We start from the raw sequence: 21,300 nt of genomic DNA, 5'->3' as shown, positions 1-21,300 counted from the left end.
CCCGAGTAGACCCGTGACGGCGCCCATACGCTTTCCCCGCTTTTTTGTGACGAGCCCGGCACCGTGCCCCTATTTGCCGGGGCGCAGCGAGCGCAAGGTATTCACCGAGCTCAAGGGTCCGCACGCAGAACAGCTCAACGAAGCGCTAGGGCGGATCGGCTTCCGCCGCAGCCAGACGGTGGCCTATCGTCCCAGCTGCCTCGATTGCCAGGCTTGTGTGTCCGTGCGCGTGTCCGCGCTCGATTTCGACGAATCCGCATCGCAACGCCGGGCGCTGCGCCGCAATGGTGATCTGATCGCGACCGAGTGCCGCCCCTGGGCCACAGAAGAGCAGTTTGAGCTGTTGCGGCATTATCTCGGTGATCGCCACCCCGATGGCGGCATGACGTCGATGGACGAGATGGATTTTGCCGATATGGTCGAGCACACGCCAGTCTCCAGCACCATGATCGAATATCGAGAACCACTACCCAATGGCCAGCCTGGCCGGTTGATCGGCGCATGCCTGACGGATCGCCAGAACGACGGGCTATCGATGATCTACAGCTTCTATGATGCGCAGCACCCGATGCGCACCGGGCTGGGCAATTACATCATCCTCGATCATATCCGACGCGCAGCAGCCGAAGGGCTGCCCTATGTCTACCTTGGTTATTGGGTGGAAGGTTCGCCCCGTATGCAATATAAGGTGCGCTATCGCCCGCTTGAGAAGCTGACCCGTGATGGCTGGGTGCGTTTCAGCCGCGAGGAACAGGAAATGTTGATCGCAGATGCCACCAAGCGCCGCAATCCGGTTCCGGTTTCGAGTGGGAAGGATGGCCGGCAACCACGTATTTCCACGGGCTGACTTTATAGCACCTCGCCCCGCAGCCTTGATCCTTGGTGCGCTTCTAATTGCATCGCCGCTTGCAGCACAGGATACGGCTGCGCCAACCAGGCTGGAAGAGCTGATCCCTGATCGCGCGATCGAACAGCCGGGGGATTGGGCTAGCGAAGGGACCGATCAGGCAACCGCCGGTCAGCCACCAGTCGAACAGAGCGAAGCCCCGTTCGAAACTCTCGACATCCCCGATCCGGGATCGGACGAGCTCGATCTTGCGCCCGCGCCAGCGAATAATGGCGAGCCCGAAGCGGCAGATGACGAACCCTTTGCCAGTGTGGCCGAACTGGATTTACCACCGGTGCCGGCGCTTGAGACGGTCAGGATCGATCGCGGGCTGGAGCTGGCTTTCCCGGCGGATCGCGAGTTGTTTCCTGATCGCGACGCCTTTGTTGATCGGTTCAGGCAATTGCGTGAAGCCGAAGGGATCGGAAATGGGCAAGACAATGTTGCCCTGCGCGCATCGCGGATCAGGGCCGATCGCGAATTGCTGGAACAGCAACTAAGGGTTTACGGATATTACGATGCGCGTGTGTCGCGCAGCCTGGATGAAGCGGATGTGGCGGAGAATGATGCCGCTAACGTGCGGGCGGTGCGTTTCGCCATTTTCCCGGGCGAACGCTATCGCTTTGGCGCGATCGAACTTGGCCGGCTCGATCTTGCGCCAGATTACCCTGCCTTGCGCGAAACCTTCGCGATTGCGAGCGGCGATCCGCTGTTGGCGGACCGGATCGTCGAACGGCGCGATGCGCTCGCCGTGGCGCTTGGCGAAACCGGTTATCCCTTTGCCGAAATTGCACCGCCTGAATTGCTGATCGATCACGCGCGCAGCGAAGGCGATCTCACGCTGGAGGTCACGCCGGACGGAAAATATGTGTTCGGCGATGTGACCAGCAATCTGCCGGAATTTCTGCCCGCCAAACATCTTGCCCGGATCGCCCGTTTCAAGCCGGGCGAGATCTATCAACGCAGCCTTGAGCAGGATCTGCGCCGCGCCATCCTTGCCACTGGCCTGGTATCTTCAGTCAACATCACTCCGCGCGTAGAGGCAGAACCGCAGGCCGGTGAACCAGGCGAGCTGGCGATGGATGTCGCGCTCACCAAGGGGCGGCTGCGCACGATCGCAGGGGCGATCGGATATGGTTCGGAAGATGGGGCGAAGATCGAAGCCAGCTGGGAACATCGCAACTTTTTCCCGCCTGAAGGCGCTCTCAAGATACGCGGTATCCTGGGCACGCGCGAAAAGCTGGCGGGGATCGGCTTCAAACGCAACAATTTCCTAGGCCGGGATCAGATACTGACGCTCGATGCCTATGCCAGCGATATCCGGACCCAAGCGGTCGAAGCCAGGACGGTTGGGCTGCGCGCCGCGTTCGGGCGGCATTCGAACCTGTTGTTCCAGAAATCGTTCAGTTGGCAGATGGGCGCGGAGGTGTTGCTAACTGACGAGCGCAACCGTGTGATTGACGGGGTTCCCCGGCCGCGTGAGGAGTATCTTGTCGGCTCGCTGTTCGGGCGCGGCACGATTGACGAGAGCGACTCCTTGCTCGATCCCACACGCGGTTACCGCGTCAGCCTGCAAGTGGCACCGGAAATCTCGCGCACATTGGGCGACGACACCATCTATGGCCGGGCCCAGCTCGATGCGAGCTATTACCTGCCCGCCAGCGATGGCGTGACATTGGCCGCGCGCGGCCGCTTTGCCACGATCCAGGGCGCGCAATTATTCGAAGTCGCACCGTCGCGCCGGATCTATGCCGGCGGCGGTTCTTCGGTGCGCGGCTTTGGCTATCAGGCGGTTGGCCCACGCAACGATTTTGGCGAGCCGACCGGCGGGCGTTCGCTGGTCGAATTCAGTGCCGAGGCGCGGATCGATACCGGCCTGTTCGATGGCGCGGTGCAAATTGTGCCCTTCTTCGACATGGGTACGGTCTCGATCGATACTGTGCCGGATTTCCGCTTTGTCAAATACGGTGCCGGTGTGGGGATCCGCTACAAAACCGGCTTCGGGCCGATCCGTGTCGACGTGGGCGTGCCGCTCAACCGCGATCCGATGTTCGATAGCCCGGTGGCGGTCTATGTCTCGCTTGGGCAGGCCTTCTGATGGCGGAGGGCGAAATCGAGGAATCGGCGGAAGCCGATGCGCCTGAGGTGTCGCGGCGGCGGCGCTGGGCCAAACGCATAGGTTGGGCCCTTGCGGCGATCCTTGCGCCGCTGGTGCTGGCGTTCATGGTGCTCAATTCCCCCTTCGGCAAGCGCTTCATTGCAGACCAGATTGCCTCCTATGCGCCAGCTTCCGGCCTGCGCGTCGAAGTGGGGCGGATCCAGGGCGATATTTACCGTGAGGCGGTGCTGCACGATGTGATCTTGTCCGATCCCAAGGGGCGCTTCCTGGTCATTCCGGTGGTCGAACTTGATTGGCGGCCGCTCAGCTGGATTACGAGTGGGCTCGACGTCCGCCATCTTGTTGCGCGGCGCGGGCGGCTGGAACGCCTGCCTGAACTGCTGCCGGGCGATCCCGACGCGCCCATCCTGCCCGATTTCGATATCCGCATCGACCGGTTCGAGATCGACAATCTGACCATCGCCCCGGGCGTGGCGACGGATCAGGCCGAGCGGGTCGATTTGCAGGCCAGCGCTGATATACGCGATGGACTGGTCGCGCTTGAGCTTGAGGGCAACCTGGGCAAGGCGGACCGGATCGCCCTGTCGCTGCATGCCGAACCTGACGGAGACCGCTTCGATCTCGATCTCGACTATAGCGCACCCGCAGGCGGGGTGGTTGCCGGGCTGACCGGGGCCAAGACCGGTTATAGTGCGCGCGTGCTGGGTGACGGGACCTGGCGTACCTGGCTGGGGCACGCGCTGGTCAAGCGCGGCGACGAGCGTTTCGCCGCCTTCCGGCTGACCAATCGCGCGGGCCGATACGGCATGGTGGGTGAGGTCTATGCTGCGTCGGCGAGCGACGGCCTCGTCCGCCGACTGGTCGGCGCGCGCACCGGCGTGATGATCGACGGGACTTTAAAGGAAAGCACATTCGACGGGCGCACAGTACTGCGCAGCGATGCGCTGACCTTGCGCGGCGAAGGCGCGGTGGACCTGGCGGACAATCGCTTTGACGGTGTTGCGCTTGAGGCAGTGCTGCATGATGCCGGTGTTTTCGGCGAGGGCATCGCGCTGCGCAGCGCCAGCCTGCGCGCCACTCTGGAGGGGCCGTTCCGCAGCGCCACCATCGCGCATGACATCACCGCGTCCGAATTCGCTCTAGGCGAGATCACGGCGCTGGGCTTGCGGCAGGAAGGCACAGGCCGGATCGAGGAGGGTGCGCTCATCGTTCCACTCGCGCTCAGGATCGGGCAGATCGAAAGCGGCAGCGAGATTGCCGATGCCGAGCTGGTGTCGGGCCGTATTGGCGGCGAGTTGACTTATCGCCAGGGGGTAATCCGCGCCGCTCCGCTGCAAGTGGCCTTCCCGCGCCTTTCGGGCCGCCTCGCATTCGATGCGAATCTGGCAGCGGGCAGTCTGCGCCTGACGGGGCCGGCCAGCCTGCGCTCCGCACCGATCGAAGGCATTGGCACCGCTTCAGCCGATGCGCGGATAGATTTCGGGCTCAACGCTGGCCGCCCATGGACACTGCGCATGGATATCAAGGGAACCCTGGGCGATCTTGCCAATCCCACCGTGCGCCGCGTGGCAGGAAATGAGCTGGCGATCCGCAGCAGCCTGACCACAGCAGCGGGCGGACCGGTCACGTTCAGCGCGCTGGAGGTGAATTCTCCGCAGCTCAAGTTCACGGGAGGCGGCAGCTGGAACGATGGGCGCTTCGCCTTTGAGGGAGCAGGCAGCCACGTCACCTACGGCCCGTTCACCGTCGACGCGGCGATCGAGGACGGCTCGCCCAGGGCCACGCTGGTGCTCGCCTCGCCGCTTCCCGCCGCAGGCCTCGAAGATGTACGGCTGGCGATTGCTCCAGTCGATATGGGCTTCCGTATCGAAACCACCGGAACTTCGCTGCTGGGTGATTTCGTGGGCGTGTTGGGCTTGGAATTGCCAGAAAACGCGCCTGCCACGCTGGAGGTGGAACGCCTGCGTATCTGGCAGACTGCGATCGAAGGGCGGTTGGCATTTGAAGAAGGCGGCGCGAGAGGGCGGCTCACGCTGGCCGGCGGGGGGCTGAACGGTTCGGTCGATCTTGCACCGGCGCAAGGCGGGCAAGGCTTTACCGCATCGCTCGAAGCCAAAGATGCCGTGTTCGGCGGCGCGACTATGATCGAGCTGGGGCAGGCCCGTATCTCGGCCACGGGCACTTTTGGTGAAGGTGCGAGCCGGATCCAGGGTGATCTGAGCGGTCGCGGGATCCGCTATGGCACCCTGTTCCTGGGCCGCGTGGCCGCGCGGGCCAATATCGAGAACGGAGCGGGCAAGCTCACCGCTTCGGTGGTCGGGCGCCAGGGCGGGCGCTTCAACCTTCAGCTTGACAGCAATTTCGCGCCAGGCCGGATTGCGGCGATCGTGCGCGGCAATTACGCCGGTACGCCAATTACCATGCCCCAGCGCGCGGTGCTGACCCGCAGCGGCGAGGCAGGTTGGCGGCTCGCCCCGACCCGCATCAATCTGGGCAAGGGGAGCGCCGCCATCTCCGGCGAGTTTGGCGGTGGGCGCACCTTGTTCGATCTCAAGCTGGTGCAGGCGCCGCTGAGCCTGGCTGACCTGACCATGCGCGATCTTGGCCTGGGCGGAACCGCGTCGGGGATAGTGACCTATCGCGGTACACGCGGTGCTGCGCCCACCGGCGAAGCCAGGATCAAGGTTGAAGGGCTGACCCGTTCGGGCCTGTTACTGGCCTCGCGCCCGATCGACCTGGCACTGGTGGCATCGCTGGGGCAGGATGATTTCGGCGCGCGTGCATTGATCGAGGCAGGCGGGGAACGGCTCGGCTGGATGGATGCACGCATCACCGGCCTGCCAGCGCGGGGGGCGATCTATGAGCGGCTTCAGAGCGGCAGGCTGCAAGCCGATCTGCGCTATGATGGGAGCGCGGAGGCATTGTGGCGGCTGGCCGTGATCGATGAATTCGACATCGCTGGCCCGGTCGCGATCAGCGCGAAGGCCAGCGGCACGCTGGCCGATCCCGTGGTGCGCGGAAACCTGTCGGGTAGCGATCTGCGCCTGCGCAGTGTGATTTCGGGCACCGATATCAGCGGGGCCAGCGTGACGGGCGATTTCGTTGGCTCGCGGCTCAACCTGCGCCGCTTCTCCGGCAGCGTGGCGGGCGGCGGCTCGATCACGGGCAGCGGTACGATCGACCTGGCGGAGATGGGGCCGGGGCGCGGCCCGCGCATGGACCTGCGCGTGGCAGCCACGAAGGCGCGGCTGGTTGATGCGCGGGGGTTAAGCGCGACAGTAACGGGGCCGCTGCGGATCATTTCGTCCGGGGTTGGCGGAACGATCGCCGGGCGGCTCGAAGTTGACAGCGCGAGCTGGCGGCTCGGCACTGCAGGAGAGGAAGTTTCTCTGCCTGAAATTTCCACCCGCGAGGTCAATCTGCCGGCTGACCGGGCACCCGCCGCGCGCCCCGGCGCGCCCTGGCGCTATCTGATTGACGCGCGCGCGCGCAACCGGATTAATGTCGACGGTATGGGGCTCGACAGCGAATGGCGCGGAAACATCATCCTGCGCGGTACCACCGCCGACCCGCGCATCGGCGGCGCGGCACAGGTGATCCGGGGCAGCTACAGCTTTGCCGGCACGCGCTTCGAGCTTACCCGCGGCCGCATCACCTTCGACGAGAACGTGCCAATCGATCCGCGGCTCGACATCGAGGCCGAAACCCGGCGCGACGGGCTGGAAGTGACGGTGAGCGTTCGGGGCAATGCGTTGACGCCCGAGATATCCTTCACGTCGGAGCCGCCACTGCCCGAAGAGGAAATCCTTGCCCGGCTGCTGTTCGGCGGGCCGGTTACTGAGCTTTCGCCAACCGACGCACTGCAATTGGGCGCGGCGCTGGCCAGCCTGCGCGGCGGCGGCGGGATGGATCCGATCAACCAGCTGCGCAGCGCAATCGGGCTTGATCGGTTGCGTATCGTAGGGGCCGATCCCGCGCTGGGGCGTGAAACCGGCGTGGCGCTGGGCAAGAATATCGGGCGGCGTTTCTATATCGAGCTGATCACCGACGGGCAGGCTTATAGTGCGACCGAGGTTGAGTTCCGCATTACTTCATGGCTGTCATTGCTGGCCTCTGTTTCAACCTTGGGCCGTGAAAGCGTGGTGCTGGAAATCAGCCGTGATTATTGACCGGCAGTTTCAGCCATTGGCATAGACATGTGCTTCGGCCTGCCGCCGCCGCACCAACCCCTTGAGCACCCGGCCTCCGGCGCGGTTCCAGCGTGCGAACTGAGCCGCAGCACCAGCGGTATCGCCGGTGCGATGTTTCGAGGTCAGCGTCGCGCGTGAAATCGCGCCCGTGTTGTAATGGAAACTCACCAGCGCATCGAACTGCGCCTGCGTGGTGGGCGCATTGCCCAGCGCGCTGGCAACCTCGGCTGCGTGGCGTGCCAGATCCTGTTCCAGCCGCGCATCGCATTGTTCCTGCGTCCATACCGTGCCGGGGCCGATGTCGGGGCCGGTCGCGCCCCAGCCGATGGTCCACGGCGCGCCGCCGGTGGCGGGATCGGGATAGGCTTCGTAAAGTCCGTCACCCCGCAGCGAGGCGCAGCCTTCGAAGCGCTTGATCAGCTCGATCCCGGTCGAAGAAACGCGAAGGCGCACACCGCTTGCAACGCTGTCTGGGGAAAGATTCTCCGCTCCGTCGAGCGCATTATCGAGAGCGTCAACTTCGGACTGGCGAAAGCCGCGCCCCAGAATGCCGCGAAAAGTGTCGAAGATTGCCTTGCGTGCCATGCCGTAGATGCCTCTGACGTTGATTTGGAGGCGCGAGAATTAGGCAGGAAGCGGGCGAGTAGGAAAATGGTTTTTCACGGGTCCGCCCAAACACATGTGCTGCGCGGAAGCGCTTGCGGCAGTGCAAAGCCCCAGGGTCCTCACCCCAGAGCAGCCACCTTGCGGACGCTGACCGGGGTTCGCGATGGAAGCGGCGCCATTCACAGGGCTTATCGGCGATCGAGCACCTCGAAATCAGGTTCGATTACGGCAATCCGGGTGTTGTCGCGATAGATCCCGATGGTTTTGGCGGCGCCGCTGGCCGCTGCCCTTATCGTCGGTTGATAAGGCGAATTGCGTGGCGTTGTCGGATCGTCCGGCAATAGAACCTCTGATCGCCCTGTCGACCTGTTGAAGCGCCATACCGTGCGCACATCTCCGGTTCGCCAATTGCGGGCCAGCCCGTCATCGCCCTTCTGGTATGCCAGATCGCTGCCGATGATCCAGGCATACTCGTCGAACCGGTCGAGCAGGGTCCAGTTCCCGCCCGGATCTCTCCGCCAAATCTCGCGAATGTCGCCCCGGGTGGCACCGACCAGCATCGTCCCGTTAGCGTCGACTACATGAGTACCGAACCCCTTTGCCCCGAATTCGCGTCCGTTGTCGCTGAGTTCGCGGCGCAGATCGAAGCGGGCAATCTCACGTCCGTTCAGGTCAATACGATAAGTATCGCTAAGCCAGACTGTCGGCCAGCTAGTGGTCAACTGTCCGCTTCGCTCGACATAAAGATGGCCAGGGTCGGCTTTGAACCAGCGCACTTGAATGGAGCCCTGTCCGGGAAGCTCCTTGTTATCATAGCGCGCGATTTCGCGTGTGCGGCCATTCGGATCGACCAATGCCACCAGAACCTGATCGTGCTGAACCAGACTGATTCCGCCATCCGGCCATTCGGCAAGGCCAGTAGGACGGCGCGTGACGCTTTGCGAATAGCTGATCGCCACCCGCCCATCGCCGAGCAGTGCTGCAGACTTCAGCTCCCCCTTATAAACCGGCGGCTCATAGGTGCAGCCGGCCAGCATGAGCGCGGCAAGAAGCTTGATCGGCGTTATTCGCAGGAGACTCGAAAGCAGCAAGATTTGGTCCGTTCGGCTTGATTGTGTTCCAAGAGCAGGCTGGGCATGTCGCGAGACGAGGGTAGACTCCGATTCGGGGCCAGGATCAAGGCATACTCCGTGCGTGTTCGAATGCCTTGCCAGCTGCTGATAAGCCGACATTCGTTAAAAAAGGGCGCCCGGATCGCTCCGGACGCCCTTCCATTGAACTTTGATCCAAAGATCGATTACATGCTGTAATACATGTCGAATTCGACCGGGCAGGGGGTCGTTTCCGTGCGGATGACCTCCTCCCACTTGAGCTCGGCATAGGCTTCGATCTGGTCCTTGGTGAACACGTCGCCTTTCAGCAGGAACTCGTGATCGGCCTCGAGCGCTTCCAGTGCTTCGCGAAGCGAGCCGCACACGGTCGGAACCTCGGCCAGCTCTGCCGGCGGCAGGTCATAGAGGTTCTTGTCCATCGCTTCGCCCGGGTGGATCTTGTTGGTGATCCCGTCGAGACCCGCCATCAGCAGCGCCGAATAGGCGAGATAGGGGTTGGCCATCGCATCGGGGAAGCGGAACTCGACGCGCTTCGCCTTGTCGCCCGCGCCATAGGGGATGCGGCACGAAGCCGAGCGGTTGCGCGCCGAATAGGCAAGCAGCACGGGAGCTTCGAAGCCAGGCACCAGGCGCTTGTAGCTGTTGGTGGTCGGGTTGGTGAAGGCATTCAGCGCCTTGGCGTGCTTGATCACGCCGCCGATGTAGTAAAGGCAGGTTTCCGACAGGCCGGCGTATTCATTGCCCGCGAAAGTCGGCTTGCCGTCGGTCCAGATCGACATGTGGGTGTGCATGCCTGAACCATTGTCGGCCTTGATCGGCTTGGGCATGAAGGTCGCGGTCTTGCCATAGGCATGGGCGACCTGGTGCACGACATACTTGTACACCTGCATCCGGTCAGCGGTTTCAACCAGCGTGCCGAAGGTCAGGCCCAGCTCGTGCTGGGCGGCGGCCACTTCGTGGTGGTGCTTGTCACACGGCAGGCCCATTTCCAGCATGGTCGAAACCATCTCGCCGCGGATGTCCACGGCGCTGTCAACCGGGGCGACGGGGAAATAGCCGCCCTTGGCGCGCGGGCGATGGGCAAGGTTGCCGCTCTCATATTCCTTGCCGGTATTGGTCGGCAGTTCGATGTCGTCGATGGCGAAGCCCGAGCCGGCATAACCGTCTTCGAAGCGGACATCGTCAAACATGAAGAATTCGGCTTCAGGGCCGACATAGATTGTGTCACCGATGCCGGTTGACTTGAGATAGGCTTCGGCGCGCTTGGCGGTGGTGCGCGGGTCGCGCGAATACCAGTCGCCAGTCGAAGGCTCGACGATGTCGCAATTGACGATCAGCATCGGGGTGGCGCTGAACGGATCGATCCAGGTCGCATCCAGATCGGGCTTCAGGATCATGTCGGATTCGTTGATGACCTTCCAGCCGGCGATCGAAGAACCGTCGAACATCAGCCCGTCTTCGAATTCGTCCTCCCCCATCACACCGGCACACATGGTGAGGTGCTGCCACTTGCCCTTGGGGTCGGTAAAGCGGAGGTCGACCCACTCGATCTCATTGTCCTTGATCTGTTTGAGGACGTCTTTCACCTTGCTCATTGGTAGTCTTGCCTCCAGCTAGTCTGTACGTTTCTACCCGGTATCTTGCGGGCGGGTTGGTGGGAAATATCCAGTTTGTCTATTGTCCGCGCGACCCGATCAGATCGCGTCATCGTCCTTCTCGCCAGTGCGGATGCGCAGCGCGCTATCGATCGTCGAGACGAAAATCTTGCCGTCGCCGATGCGGCCGGTTTGCGCCGCCGCGGCGATCGCTTCGACCACGGCTTCGGCCATCGCGTCGCTCACCACGACTTCAAGTTTAACCTTGGGCAGAAAATCGACCACATATTCGGCGCCGCGATAAAGCTCGGTGTGGCCTTTCTGGCGGCCAAAGCCCTTGGCTTCGGTGACGGTGATGCCCGAAACCCCGATTTCGTGTAGCGATTCCTTCACCTCGTCGAGCTTGAAGGGTTTGATAATCGCTTCGATCTTCTTCACGTTGCTACGCTCCCCCTGTGAGCCGGGCGGATCGCAACGGGTTGCGCTCGCTGGCCGACGGTTCAATTTCTCACAATAGCACATCCAAGAATCGTGCCAAACGCCCAAACGCGGGGCAGGAGGCCTTATTTCAGGGGATTCGGGGCATGATCCGGCTTTTGCGGCAGGATTGCCGGGCTATGCCGCCGCGCCGCCGTTGCGCTGTCGCTGCACAATGCCCAAAAGCCAGACCATCACTGCCTAAAATTTAGGCAGTAAAGGAGCTTCAGAGCGCAAGACCGGTCGTTTCCGGCAAACCGCACATGATGTTGAGGTTCTGGATGGCGGCGCCGGACGCGCCCTTTCCAAGGTTGTCGAGCCGGGCGACAAGGCGGGCGTGCCAGCCACCTTCATTGCCGAACGCAAACAGTTCCATTGTATCGGTTGGCGGTGCGTGCTTTTCGAGCAGAAGTTCGCTGACATCGCTCTTGTCGACAACCGATATTACAGCCGAGCTGGCGTAGAATTCGCGCAAAGCGGCGCGAAGACCATCGGCAGTTAGCTCGCCCGGCATAGCGCCCAGATGGAGCGGCACTTCAACAATCATGCCGCGATAGGCCGGCACGACTGCAGGGGCGAAAATCACCCCGTGGGCCAGCCCGGCGTGCAGCTTCATCTCGGGCCGGTGCTTGTGCGCCAGGTCCAGGCCATAGGCGCGGAATGCCGGGGCGCCTTCGGCCTCGAACCGTTCGATCAGCGCCTTGCCGCCGCCCGAATATCCGCTGACGGCATTGACCGTGTAGGGCCAGTCTGCGGGCAGCAGCCCGGCGCGCACCAGCGGCGCGACCAGCGCCAGAAAGCCGGTGGGGTAGCATCCGGGGTTGGAGACAAATTGCGCGTTCGCGATTTTGTCGCGTCCGACGAGCTCGGGAAAGCCGTAGGTCCAGCCATCAGCAACACGGTGCGCGGAGGAGGCATCGATGATCCGCGTGTCAGACCCTTCGGCCAATTTCACCGCGTCCTTCGCCGCGTCATCGGGCAGGCACAGGATTGCGATATCGGCAGCGTGGAGCGCGTCCTTGCGCGCGGCTTCGCTCTTGCGCTCGGCATCGTCCAACACCAGCAGCTCGAATTCGCTGCGACCTTCCAGCCGCTCGCGGATTTCAAGCCCCGTCGTCCCGGCGGCACCATCGATGAAGATACGGGTGGCCATCGCTGGGCCGCCTAGCCCGCTGCGGCGGCGAGCGCGGGAAGCGGCACATATCCGCTCGGCCCGTCTGGCCCCAATGAGGCCCAGGCCCATGCCCCTGCAACATCGAGCACTTCGATCGTCGAACCGCCAGCCAGTTCGCTCACCACAGCACTGTCCGCCCGCGCGGCCAGGAACATCTGTGCCCCGGAAGCGCCGACTGCGCGCAGTTGGGGGATCACGTAATGCGCGGCAAGATAGCGCCCCGCCAGGGCGATATGCGCCAGGTCACCCCGCAGCGGCAGCGTGCCCGGCGCCGGACGCGCAACAGGGCCTGCCAGCCGCAGCGAGCCTTCAGGAACCACATATGGCTGGGCGCCACTCATTCCGCACCGAATCCCCGTTTGATCGCACCCGCCGGATGCGGGCTGCGCGGGCGCTTATACATTGCGCGCCTTTCGGGCAAGTTAGCCGCCGCCCGGTTATTTGCCAGCGTAGCGCGCGCGCAACATGTGGAAAGTGGCGCGCAGGCCATAGGCAGCGCCGCCCGCGGGGCGGCCCGGCTTGGCCGAGGGGCGCCAGGCGAAGGTGTCAAAATGCGCCCAGTCGATCCCTTCTCCCACGAACTTGTCGAGGAACAGGCCCGCCACGCTCGCCCCGGCAAAGCCGTTGAAATGGGTGTTGTTGGTATCGGCAATGTCGGACTTGAGCCATTCGGCATAGGCAGCGGGCAGGGGCAGGCGCCAGGGCTCGTCATCGCAGGCCTTGCCCGCATCGATCAGCGCCTGCGCGGTTTCGTCCGTGCGCGTCATCAACGCCGGGAAATCGGGGCCGAGCGCCACGCGGGCAGCGCCGGTGAGCGTAGCGAAATCCACGATCAGGTCGGGCTTTTCCTCGCTCGCGCGGGTCAGCGCATCGCCCAGGATCAATCGCCCTTCGGCATCGGTATTGCCGATCTCCACCGTCAACCCCTTGCGCGAGCCCAGAATATCGCCGGGGCGGAAGGCATTGCCTGCAATGGCATTCTCGACTGCCGGCACCAGCAGGTGCAGCCGCACGGGCAGATGCGCGTTCATCACCAGCCGCGCCAGAGCGATGGCATGCGCGGCGCCGCCCATATCCTTCTTCATCAGCTTCATGCCGCTCGCCGGCTTGATATCGAGCCCGCCCGAATCGAAGCACACGCCCTTGCCGACGATCGCCAGCACCGGGTGCTTTTCCTTGCCCCAGCTCAAATGCAGCATGCGCGGGGCGTGGTGCCGCGCCGCCGCCCGGCCAACCGCATGGACCATCGGGTATTCGCTTTCCAGCGTATCGCCCTTGGTCACTTTCAGCCTGGCATCGAAAGCCTTGGCAAGTTTTTCGAACTCGGCTTCGAGCGCGGCAGGCCCCATGTCCTCGGCCGGAGTGTTGACGAGATCGCGCACGAGGTTTTCCGCCTCCGCCTCGGCAATGGCAGCGTCGAGATGCCTGGCCTGGTTACTCAGCAGCACGCGCGGCCCGGTGGGCGATTCTTCCGGTTTGAGATAGCGCGCGAATCTGTATTGCGCGGTCTGCCAGCCATGGAGCGCCGCACCCGGATCGCCAGCGGCAAGGCGATAGGTGCCGCCGGGCAAGTCCTCAGCCAGCTTGGCAAGGCACCAGCTGGTGAGCTTTTCCGGATCGGCCACCCCGCCCGCCGCAAACCAGCCATCACCATCGGGCACGATGGCGACCTGCGCGGGCTTGCCTTCGAACTTCTGCGCCTTCAGCGCGGCTCGCTGGCCCGCCGAAAGCGGCTTCAGCCAGGCTTCGAAGCCGTCCTTGGTGACAAGGTGGATCGTAGTTGCAGTTTGCCCGCGATCAGGCTGGATCAGCGCGTCTTTCTTGCTCATGGGGGTTACTTAGTGACGCTGCGCTTGTTGTCACTCGCAATTTTGTGCGCGGATCGCTAAATGGACATTCATGCACCAGTACCAAACCATCGAAGGTAACGAGACCGTCTATCGCGACGGAACGATCAAGCTGCACGGGCCGGAAGGGTTTGAGGGGATGCGCAAGGCCGGGCGCCTCGCCGCCGAAATCCTCGACGAGCTGACGACTTTCGTGAAACCGGGCGTGACCACGGCACAGATTGACGATTTTGCCCGCGGCATGATGCTGGATGCGGGCGCGGTGCCCGCAACGCTGGGTTATCGCGGCTATGCGCACAGCTGCTGCACCTCGATCAACCACGTGATCTGCCACGGCATTCCGGGCGAGAAGGCGCTGAAGGATGGCGACATCGTCAATATCGATGTCACGCCGCTGCTCGACGGCTGGCATGGCGACACCAGCCGCATGTACTATGCGGGCGATCCGCCGCTGAAGGCGATGCGGCTCGTTGACGTCACCTATGAATGCCTGATGCTGGGGATCGAGGCGGCATCGAAGCCCGGCGCGCGGCTGGGCGATATTGGCGCCGCGATCGAGGCGCATGCGCATCAGTATCGCTACGGCGTGGTGCGCGAATTCTGCGGGCACGGGCTGGGGCGGCTGTTCCATGATGCGCCCGAGGTTGTGCATGCGGGGCGGGCAGGCACCGGGCCGGAGCTGAGGCCGGGCATGTTCTTCACCATCGAGCCGATGATCAACGCGGGCAAGCCCTGGGCCAAGGTGCTGAGCGACGGTTGGACCGCAGTGACCCGCGACAAATCATTGAGCGCGCAGTTCGAACACTCGATCGGCATTACCGAGAGCGGGGTGGAGATATTCACCAAGAGCCCGAAGGGGCTGGATAAGCCGCCTTACTGAGGGTAATCCCCTGATAATCAATTGGTTCAATTGGGGGTCGAATATGTTTCGCTTCATAGCTGTCGCAGTCGCGGTCAAAGCTGCAACAGTCTTGACACTCATGGGTTCAGTCTACGTTTTTCCTGACATCGACCCTGATAAGGTGCCTGACTTGAGTACACCCGCTGCAATCGCAGCGGTGGCCGCAGCAGTTTTCTGGTTTGCTAGAACGGTCAAGCGCCCGATGCTCAAAGGCGAAATTTTTAGCTTTGCTGGGGGCGTGACCATTGGTGAGATTGCAATCAGTGTTGGAATTTTTTTCCTCATGATTCTTGAAGCAGGTCAGCCGTTCTCACTTGAAGGACTGAATGCGGCAATGTCCGACGGAGGAACACCGATTGAAGCGAGCGCGTTTGCCCTGAGCCTAGTCTTCGGAGTTATTCTTGGCGCGCTGATGACATTTATCATCGCAGCGTTCTTCGCATGGATTTTGACGAAGAATTTGCCTGTTGTAGTTGATGACTTCGATTAACTTCGAACTCTAACCCTCCCTCCCGGCCCTGATCGCAGCGCCCGCAGCGAAGGGCGTGATCGCCACCAATCCGGTTCGTCATCCCGGACTTGATTCGGGATCCAGCTTTTCCTCGTCATTGCGAGCCGAAGGCGAAGCAATCCAGCTTCTGACCTAGCAGGTGCATGAAACGGCTGGTCGATGGATTGCCGCGTCGTCCCGAAGCGAGTTCGGGGCTCCTCGCAATGACGAAGGTAATTAACCCTCTCTCCCAGCTCTGATAGCAGCGCCCGCAGCGAAGGGCGTGATCGCCGTCAGCAGCAGGCTGATTGCGGCGGAAAAGCCCAGCGTTGCCGGATCGCCGCGTTCGAGTGCGCCCGCGCCGAAGATCAGGATCGGCAGCGCGAGCGGGATCAGCAGCAAGCCTGACAGCGCCGCGCCCGCGCGCAGCCCCGCCGTCAGCGCGGCGATCATGAGGCCGACCGCCGCCAGCCCCGGCGTGCCCGCGAGCAGGCCCAGAAGCAGCAGGCGCAGCGTCTCGCCCTCCAGCTTGAGCAGCGCCGCAGCCGGAAAGCATGCCAGCATCAGCAGCGGCCCGAAGCTGAGCCAATGCGCGAGCAGGCGCACCGCCATCACCAACTCTTCGGTCACGCCGCGCAGTTTCAGCTGATCGAACAGGCCCAGCTCGATATCGGGCAGCACCAGCCGGTCGAGCGGCAGGATCGCCGCGAGCAGCGCCGCGATCCACAGCACGCCGCCGCCGGTGCGCGCCAGCAGCGGCGCGTCTGGCCCCACCGCGAAGGGATAGAGCATGGCGATGGCGAGGAAGAACAGCAGTGGCAATGCAGCGCCGCCGCCGCCCGCAAAGGGCATCAACCGCGCCAGATCGCGCTTGAGCAGCGGCCAGATCACGGGATGAACTCCGCCAGCGCAAACATGGTCAGTCGCTCGACCATTAGCGGCTGGTGCGAAGCGAGCACCACGATCCCGCCCGCTGCGGCATGCGCGCTGACGGTTTCGGCAATGCGCGCCTGCGAGGAAACATCAAGCCCGCTCAGCGGCTCGTCGAGCAGCCAGATCGGCGCATTCTGGCCCATCAGCCGCGCCATCGCCGCGCGCTTGCGCTGCCCGGTTGAGAGATAGCGCACCGGCACTTCGAGCAGCGCATCAAGCTCCATCGCCGAAATCGCTGCTGACGCATCATCGCAGCCATCGACCATCTGCCAGAAGCGCAGCGCCTTACCCAGCGGCTGGTCTGGATCGAGCGCGGGCCGCTCATCCAGCATGCCGATGCCGCCTTCATGCGATACATCGCCTGCATATGGCGAAAGCAATCCCGCCAGAATACGCAGCAGGCTGGTCTTGCCGGTGCCGTTTTCGCCTGTGACATGCAGCACTTCCCCCGACCCCAGCGACAGCGAAAGCCCGCGGAACAGCAGGCGCTCGCCTCTCATGCAGGCAAGGTCAGTTGCGGCGAGGTGTGCTTGCATCACTTGCAGCGTTAGGCGAAAGGATGTGCACGAACAAGCAGATGCGCCAAGAGGAGAAACCGCATGTCAGTTCCCCAACTCACCGATGCCGAATGCGATACGCTGCTCGCCGCGCATCCCCACTGGTCGATCGCGCGCGGCGGCAAGGCGATCGAGCGGAGCTTCAAGTTCGCGAATTTCAGCGAGGCCTGGGGCTTCATGAACCGGGTGGCGCTGCTGGCCGAGGCGCATGACCACCACCCCGAATGGTTCAACGTCTACAATCGCGTCGAAATCACGCTCACCACGCATGACGCGGATGGCTTGTCGGAACGCGATGCAGTGATGGCTGCGGCGATCGACGCGCTGATCTGACTTTGGGGCTTTAGAGTTCCGCGCCCACGCCCTGATTGCGCATTTCCTTGCGCACCTTGCCGGGCAGGAAGCGTGAGAGGAACTGCAAACGGCTGGCCATCTTGCCCACGGTATAATCAAGCTTGTCGCCATGCACTGCGTCCCACACCACTTTGGGCACGGCGGATACGGGCGAAACTTCCACCCCGGCCTCGATCAGGCCTTCCTTCACGGTGCGGTTCGATTCCTTCGCGGTCTGCTCGATGATCGGTGTGTCGATAAAGCCGGGGCACAGCGCCGCGACCTTGATCCCGTCACCTGCCCATTCCGCATCGAGGCTGCGCGTCAGGCCGCGCACCGCCCATTTGCTGGCGCAATAGACCGACATGTTGGGCGCGCCGATGATGCCCGCCAGGCTGGCAGTGTTGATCAGCGCCGATCCCGGCGCGGTTTTCTTCAGATGCGGATAGGCTGCCTGCGCGCCATAGAGCACGCCCTTCACATTGATATCGAGCACCCGCTCGATCTCCTCGTCCGGTTGCTGCGCGAGCGGCCCGCCGTGTCCCACGCCTGCATTGTTGAACACCACATCGATCCGCCCGCCTGCTGCGGTTGAGAAGGCCGCGAGCGCCGCGTCCCATGCCGCGCGGTCACGCACGTCGAGCTTGTGGGCATATTTGAAGCCGCCTTCGATCAGGCCAAGTGTATCCTGCATCCCCTGCTCGTTGATGTCGGCCACGCCGACGAACCAGCCGCGCTCGGCGAAATAGACCGCTACCGCCCGCCCGATGCCCGATCCACCGCCGGTGATGAAGATTGACCTGCGTTCGCTCACGTTGCGCTCTCCCAAAAACAAACCGCGTGAGGAGGTAACCTCACGCGGCGTGTTTGTCAGCTATTTACATTGATGTCAGCTGCCGATTGCAGCTTCCAGCCCCTTCACATGCTCGGCGCCTTCGAGAATTTGAGTGGTCGAAGGCTTCAGCACATCGCCCAGCGGCTCTGCCCGCCCGCCCAGGCATTCGCTCAGGAAGTTCTCGGCGATACCGAAAAAGGCGATGTTGTTGGTCGGCTTGGCAAAGCCGTGGCCTTCATCGGGATAGAGCACATAAGTGACCGGGATCCCGGCCGCCTTCATCGCGCCCACGATCTGGTCGCTTTCGGCCTGCTTCACGCGCGGGTCATTGGCGCCCTGCGCGATCAGCAGCGGCTTGGTGATCTGGTCAGCCTTGTAGAGCGGGCTTGCCGCCTTGAGCAGTGCCAGCCCCTCTTCGGTATTGGGGTCACCCATGCGGGTGTGGAACACCTTCACCAGCGGCGCCCAATAGGGCGGGATGGTGGAAAGCAGGGTCTCGAGGTTGGACGGGCCGACGATGTCGACCCCGCAGGCGAATGTCTCGGGCGTGAAGGCAAGCCCCGCCAGCGTGGCATAGCCGCCATAGGAACCGCCCATGATCGCGACCTGGTCCTTGCCGGTGATGCCCTGGTCGATCGCCCAGTTGGTGGCGTCGATCAGATCGTCATGCATCTTCAGGCCCCATTGCAGATTGGCGGCGTTGAGGAAGTCCTTCCCGAACCCGGTCGATCCGCGATAGTTGACCGAGAGCACGGCATAGCCGCGATTGGCCAGCAACTGGTGAACCGTGTTGAAGCCGTAGGAATCGCGCGCCCAGGGGCCGCCATGGACGAACAGCACCATCGGCACCGCTTTTTCGGGCCTGCCATTGCCATCGGCATCGCTGCCCGGCGGCAGGGTGAGATAGGAAGGCAGGGTCAGCCCGTCGCGGCTGGCAATCTCGACCGGCTGCATCGGCTGCAATGGCGCGCCTTCAAGCTCGGGCCTGGTGGTATAGAAATGCTCGAGCGTGCCCTTGGTGCGGTCATAGATATAGGTCGCGCTGGGAGCGGTCAGCGGATCGTTCCACACGATCCATGTGCTGTCATCGTCGGTGCGCGACTGGACTCCGAATTCGCCCTCGAGCTTGCTGTCCAGGAATTCGAGCGCGGCAGCGATGTCGGGGGCGATCGCGGTCCATTCGGTGGTGAGATATTCGGCCGAATAGGCCTCGATCACGCCGGTCTTGGGATCGCGCATGGTGCCGCCGATATCGGCCTTGTCATTCTGGGCGACCAGCGTGCGTTCGCCGCTGGCGACATCCTCGGCATAGAGCGCCGCCGTGTTGCGACCGCGGCTGTCGAGCCAGTAAAGGATCGATCCGTCATTGGTATAGCCGGCCGGGTTGGTGGTGAGCGAGTCTTCCATCCCGGTGGAGGAAAAGGGCTCTGCTGCCACGGCATTGTCGACCACGCGGAAATAATCGGTCCCGCCTTCGGCGTTCTGGCGCATGGCCATGCGCACGGTCAGCGTGTCATCGGCCATGAAACCGGCATAGCTTTCATTCTGCAGCACCATGGTGAGCGTGCCGGTGTTGAGATCAAGCAAATGCACGTCATGGAATTGCGGGTTGCGATTATTCAGCCCGACCAGGATCTTGTCGCGGATACTCTCCGAACCACCAATCACCTGCACACGGGTGTTCTCGAACGGGGTGAGGGTGGTTTCCGTGCCGCTGGCAATATTGACGCCGTAGAGCAGGAAATTCTCATCGCCGCCCTTGTCCTGGATATAGAGCAGGCTTTGCGAATCGGGTGACCAGAAATACTGCCGGATCGGGCGATCCTTGGCATCGGTCATGACCTTGGCATCATCGGGATTGCCGACCGGGGCCATCCACACGTTGAGCACGCCGTCCTTGGGGGCCAGCCAGCTCAGCCACTTGCCGTCGGGGCTGATCTGGCCCGAAGCGCGGGTGGGGTTGCCGAACAGGGCATCGCGCGGGATCAATGGGGCGGCTTCGTGGTGGTGGTGCATCGTGGCTCCGTTGGTTGCGTGATGATCTGCGCTGGCCGCGGTGGGCATGGCAAAAGCTGCCCCTGCCAAAGCGGTGGTCACAAGGCAGCGTGTCAGGTTTCGCTTAGTCATGGGAAAACATCTCCGGCTCAAAGAGTGTATTGCGCGAACAATACACACTGGATTTCACTTGGCAATAGTCCTCTACAACGCCGGATTGGCGTAAAAGTGCCAGGTGAATATCGCCATCGCGCCGCGATGCGGGCGCCACGCTTCGGCCAGCTCGCGGGTCGGCTTTTCGGCCGGGCGCTCGGGCAGATCGAGCAGCCGCCTGACCCCTTCCTGCACCGCCAGATCGCCAGCGGGCCAGATGTCGGTGCGGCCTTCTGCGAACAACAGGTAAATCTCGGCTGACCAGCGCCCGATGCCCTTGATCCGCGTGAGTTCGGCGATCGCCGCTTCATCGTCAGCGGGCAAGGCATCGAAATCCAGCTCGCCAGCCGCCACCAGCTCGCACAAGGACCGGGCATAACCCTGTTTCTGGCGCGAGAGGCCGCAGGCGCGCAAGCTGTCGAAATCGCGGCTCAGCAGGCAGGCCGCGGTAAAATCCGGGCCCAGCTCGGCTTCCAGCTTGTTCCACATACTGCTTGCCGCAGCGACCGAGACCTGCTGGCCCACGATGGTGCGCAGCAGGGTCTTGTAGCCGGTTTCGCGGATGCGCGGCTCGGGATAGCCGACCCGCTCAAGCGCGCGCGCGATGCGTGCGTCGCGCCCGGCCAGTTCGTCGAGTCCGTTCCGGATGGCGCTGGCGCCCAGTCCCACTACCTTTTCTCCTGCTTGCAAATTGGTGCGCCACCGCTTAGCAGCCCGCCCGAAAGACTGATAGGGCGCTGCGGCGCCAAACTGGCTAGAGAGAAAGTTGAACATGCCCAAGCTCACAGTCGTCAACCGTGAAGGTGAAGAATCAACCATCGATGTTGAAGATGGCCTGACCGTGATGGAGGCGATCCGCGACAATGGCTTTGACGAACTGCTGGCACTGTGCGGCGGGTGCTGTTCCTGTGCGACCTGCCATGTGCTGGTCGATCCTGCTTTCGTAGCCAAGCTGCCAGAGATGAGCGAGGATGAAGATGACCTGCTCGAAAGCTCGGATCATCGCGCCGAAAATTCGCGCCTGTCGTGCCAGATCGCATTCACCGATGCGCTTGACGGGCTGAAGGTTACTATCGCGCCTGAAGATTGATCTTGAT

The 21,300-nt window shown here is 63.0% G+C and carries 19 protein-coding genes; 7 read left to right on the top strand and 12 right to left on the bottom strand.

Annotated elements, in window-relative coordinates; translation table 11 throughout:
- The first annotated feature begins 13 nt into the window (after positions 1–13).
- The 3 genes from ACX3VQ_RS03465 to ACX3VQ_RS03455 are packed head-to-tail and all read left to right on the top strand — an operon-like array spanning position 14 to position 7,174.
- Positions 14–847, top strand: coding sequence for an arginyltransferase (locus ACX3VQ_RS03465; RefSeq protein ID WP_462571518.1), 834 nt, complete (start codon positions 14–16; stop codon positions 845–847).
- Positions 848–872: 25 nt separating this feature from the next.
- The gene (locus ACX3VQ_RS03460) at positions 873–2,984 is read left to right on the top strand and encodes an autotransporter assembly complex protein TamA (RefSeq protein WP_462579555.1); all 2,112 of its coding nucleotides are present in this window, start codon (positions 873–875) and stop codon (positions 2,982–2,984) included.
- Positions 2,984–7,174: a translocation/assembly module TamB domain-containing protein gene (locus ACX3VQ_RS03455; protein WP_462579554.1), complete on the top strand. Its 4,191-nt coding sequence runs from the start codon at positions 2,984–2,986 to the stop codon at positions 7,172–7,174. Before ACX3VQ_RS03460 ends, ACX3VQ_RS03455 begins: the two co-directional genes overlap by 1 nt.
- 9 nt (positions 7,175–7,183) lie before the next feature.
- On the opposite strand, the gene ACX3VQ_RS03450 is transcribed toward ACX3VQ_RS03455, so the two are convergent.
- From ACX3VQ_RS03450 to ACX3VQ_RS03420, 7 genes are all read right to left on the bottom strand, one after another.
- Complete coding sequence (locus ACX3VQ_RS03450) at positions 7,184–7,780, bottom strand: lysozyme (RefSeq protein WP_462579553.1); 597 nt, start codon at positions 7,778–7,780, stop codon at positions 7,184–7,186.
- Positions 7,781–7,989: 209 nt separating this feature from the next.
- Positions 7,990–8,838 (bottom strand): hypothetical protein, encoded by an 849-nt coding sequence (locus tag ACX3VQ_RS03445; RefSeq protein WP_462579552.1) that lies wholly within the window; start codon positions 8,836–8,838, stop codon positions 7,990–7,992.
- Positions 8,839–9,098: 260 nt separating this feature from the next.
- Positions 9,099–10,508, bottom strand: coding sequence for a type I glutamate--ammonia ligase (gene glnA, locus ACX3VQ_RS03440; protein WP_462571523.1), 1,410 nt, complete (start codon positions 10,506–10,508; stop codon positions 9,099–9,101).
- Between the two features lie 99 nt (positions 10,509–10,607).
- Positions 10,608–10,946, bottom strand: a complete 339-nt coding sequence (locus ACX3VQ_RS03435; RefSeq protein WP_462571524.1) for a P-II family nitrogen regulator — start codon at positions 10,944–10,946, stop codon at positions 10,608–10,610.
- Between the two features lie 265 nt (positions 10,947–11,211).
- Positions 11,212–12,138, bottom strand: a complete 927-nt coding sequence (argC, locus tag ACX3VQ_RS03430; protein ID WP_462579551.1) for an N-acetyl-gamma-glutamyl-phosphate reductase — start codon at positions 12,136–12,138, stop codon at positions 11,212–11,214.
- A gap of 11 nt (positions 12,139–12,149) precedes the next feature.
- Positions 12,150–12,500 carry a hypothetical protein gene (locus ACX3VQ_RS03425; protein ID WP_462579550.1) on the bottom strand — a complete coding sequence of 117 codons (351 nt, stop codon included), beginning with the start codon at positions 12,498–12,500 and terminating at the stop codon, positions 12,150–12,152.
- A 96-nt stretch (positions 12,501–12,596) separates the two neighbouring features.
- A complete protein-coding gene (locus ACX3VQ_RS03420) occupies positions 12,597–13,988 on the bottom strand; it encodes a leucyl aminopeptidase family protein (protein ID WP_462579548.1) in 1,392 nt (463 codons plus the stop codon).
- A gap of 70 nt (positions 13,989–14,058) precedes the next feature.
- Here ACX3VQ_RS03420 and map point away from each other — a divergent pair, with 70 nt between their 5' ends.
- Positions 14,059–14,886, top strand: a complete 828-nt coding sequence (map, locus tag ACX3VQ_RS03415) for a type I methionyl aminopeptidase (protein WP_462579547.1) — start codon at positions 14,059–14,061, stop codon at positions 14,884–14,886.
- Between the two features lie 43 nt (positions 14,887–14,929).
- On the top strand, positions 14,930–15,397 hold the full coding sequence (locus tag ACX3VQ_RS03410) for a hypothetical protein (protein WP_462579545.1): 468 nt from the start codon (positions 14,930–14,932) through the stop codon (positions 15,395–15,397).
- A gap of 237 nt (positions 15,398–15,634) precedes the next feature.
- Here the strand turns inward: ACX3VQ_RS03410 and ACX3VQ_RS03405 are convergent, their stop codons facing one another.
- Together ACX3VQ_RS03405 and ccmA are read right to left on the bottom strand one after the other, a co-directional pair.
- Entirely contained in the window at positions 15,635–16,288 is a 654-nt protein-coding gene (locus ACX3VQ_RS03405) for a heme exporter protein CcmB (RefSeq protein ID WP_462579544.1), read from the bottom strand.
- The gene (ccmA, locus tag ACX3VQ_RS03400) at positions 16,285–16,866 is read right to left on the bottom strand and encodes a heme ABC exporter ATP-binding protein CcmA (RefSeq protein ID WP_462579543.1); all 582 of its coding nucleotides are present in this window, start codon (positions 16,864–16,866) and stop codon (positions 16,285–16,287) included. The genes ACX3VQ_RS03405 and ccmA overlap by 4 nt, the downstream gene beginning before the upstream one ends.
- A 63-nt stretch (positions 16,867–16,929) precedes the next feature.
- Between ccmA and ACX3VQ_RS03395 the strand changes: the two genes are divergently transcribed.
- The gene (locus ACX3VQ_RS03395) at positions 16,930–17,220 is read left to right on the top strand and encodes a 4a-hydroxytetrahydrobiopterin dehydratase (RefSeq protein WP_462571531.1); all 291 of its coding nucleotides are present in this window, start codon (positions 16,930–16,932) and stop codon (positions 17,218–17,220) included.
- A gap of 10 nt (positions 17,221–17,230) precedes the next feature.
- Here ACX3VQ_RS03395 and ACX3VQ_RS03390 read toward each other — a convergent pair whose 3' ends face one another.
- The 3 genes from ACX3VQ_RS03390 to ACX3VQ_RS03380 form a co-directional block, all read right to left on the bottom strand.
- Positions 17,231–18,034, bottom strand: a complete 804-nt coding sequence (locus ACX3VQ_RS03390) for an SDR family oxidoreductase (RefSeq protein WP_462579541.1) — start codon at positions 18,032–18,034, stop codon at positions 17,231–17,233.
- Between the two features lie 75 nt (positions 18,035–18,109).
- Positions 18,110–20,182 carry a S9 family peptidase gene (locus ACX3VQ_RS03385; protein ID WP_462579540.1) on the bottom strand — a complete coding sequence of 691 codons (2,073 nt, stop codon included), beginning with the start codon at positions 20,180–20,182 and terminating at the stop codon, positions 18,110–18,112.
- A 72-nt stretch (positions 20,183–20,254) separates the two neighbouring features.
- Positions 20,255–20,872 carry a DNA-3-methyladenine glycosylase family protein gene (locus tag ACX3VQ_RS03380; protein WP_462571534.1) on the bottom strand — a complete coding sequence of 206 codons (618 nt, stop codon included), beginning with the start codon at positions 20,870–20,872 and terminating at the stop codon, positions 20,255–20,257.
- A gap of 103 nt (positions 20,873–20,975) precedes the next feature.
- Between ACX3VQ_RS03380 and ACX3VQ_RS03375 the strand changes: the two genes are divergently transcribed.
- The gene (locus tag ACX3VQ_RS03375; RefSeq protein ID WP_462571535.1) at positions 20,976–21,293 is read left to right on the top strand and encodes a 2Fe-2S iron-sulfur cluster-binding family protein; all 318 of its coding nucleotides are present in this window, start codon (positions 20,976–20,978) and stop codon (positions 21,291–21,293) included.
- The last annotated feature ends 7 nt before the right edge of the window (positions 21,294–21,300 follow it).

Source organism: Altererythrobacter chaiwopuensis, assembly GCF_054957735.1.
The sequence above is the reverse complement of the archived record's forward strand: the minus strand, read 5'-3'. Positions and strand labels throughout refer to the sequence as shown.

Excerpts from the sequence above, each read along its gene's own strand:
- ACX3VQ_RS03450 (WP_462579553.1), bottom strand. The coding sequence starts at position 7,780 with ATGGCACGCAAGGCAATCTTCGACACTTTTCGCGGCATTCTGGGGCGC.
- ACX3VQ_RS03395 (WP_462571531.1), top strand. The coding sequence starts at position 16,930 with ATGTCAGTTCCCCAACTCACCGATGCCGAATGCGATACGCTGCTCGCC.
- ACX3VQ_RS03445 (WP_462579552.1), bottom strand. The coding sequence starts at position 8,838 with ATGCTGGCCGGCTGCACCTATGAGCCGCCGGTTTATAAGGGGGAGCTG.
- argC (WP_462579551.1), bottom strand. The coding sequence starts at position 12,138 with ATGGCCACCCGTATCTTCATCGATGGTGCCGCCGGGACGACGGGGCTT.
- ACX3VQ_RS03385 (WP_462579540.1), bottom strand. The coding sequence starts at position 20,182 with ATGACTAAGCGAAACCTGACACGCTGCCTTGTGACCACCGCTTTGGCA.
- ccmA (WP_462579543.1), bottom strand. The coding sequence starts at position 16,866 with ATGCAAGCACACCTCGCCGCAACTGACCTTGCCTGCATGAGAGGCGAG.
- map (WP_462579547.1), top strand. The coding sequence starts at position 14,059 with ATGCACCAGTACCAAACCATCGAAGGTAACGAGACCGTCTATCGCGAC.
- ACX3VQ_RS03420 (WP_462579548.1), bottom strand. The coding sequence starts at position 13,988 with ATGAGCAAGAAAGACGCGCTGATCCAGCCTGATCGCGGGCAAACTGCA.
- ACX3VQ_RS03410 (WP_462579545.1), top strand. The coding sequence starts at position 14,930 with ATGTTTCGCTTCATAGCTGTCGCAGTCGCGGTCAAAGCTGCAACAGTC.
- glnA (WP_462571523.1), bottom strand. The coding sequence starts at position 10,508 with ATGAGCAAGGTGAAAGACGTCCTCAAACAGATCAAGGACAATGAGATC.
- ACX3VQ_RS03425 (WP_462579550.1), bottom strand. The coding sequence starts at position 12,500 with ATGAGTGGCGCCCAGCCATATGTGGTTCCTGAAGGCTCGCTGCGGCTG.
- ACX3VQ_RS03455 (WP_462579554.1), top strand. The coding sequence starts at position 2,984 with ATGGCGGAGGGCGAAATCGAGGAATCGGCGGAAGCCGATGCGCCTGAG.
- ACX3VQ_RS03375 (WP_462571535.1), top strand. The coding sequence starts at position 20,976 with ATGCCCAAGCTCACAGTCGTCAACCGTGAAGGTGAAGAATCAACCATC.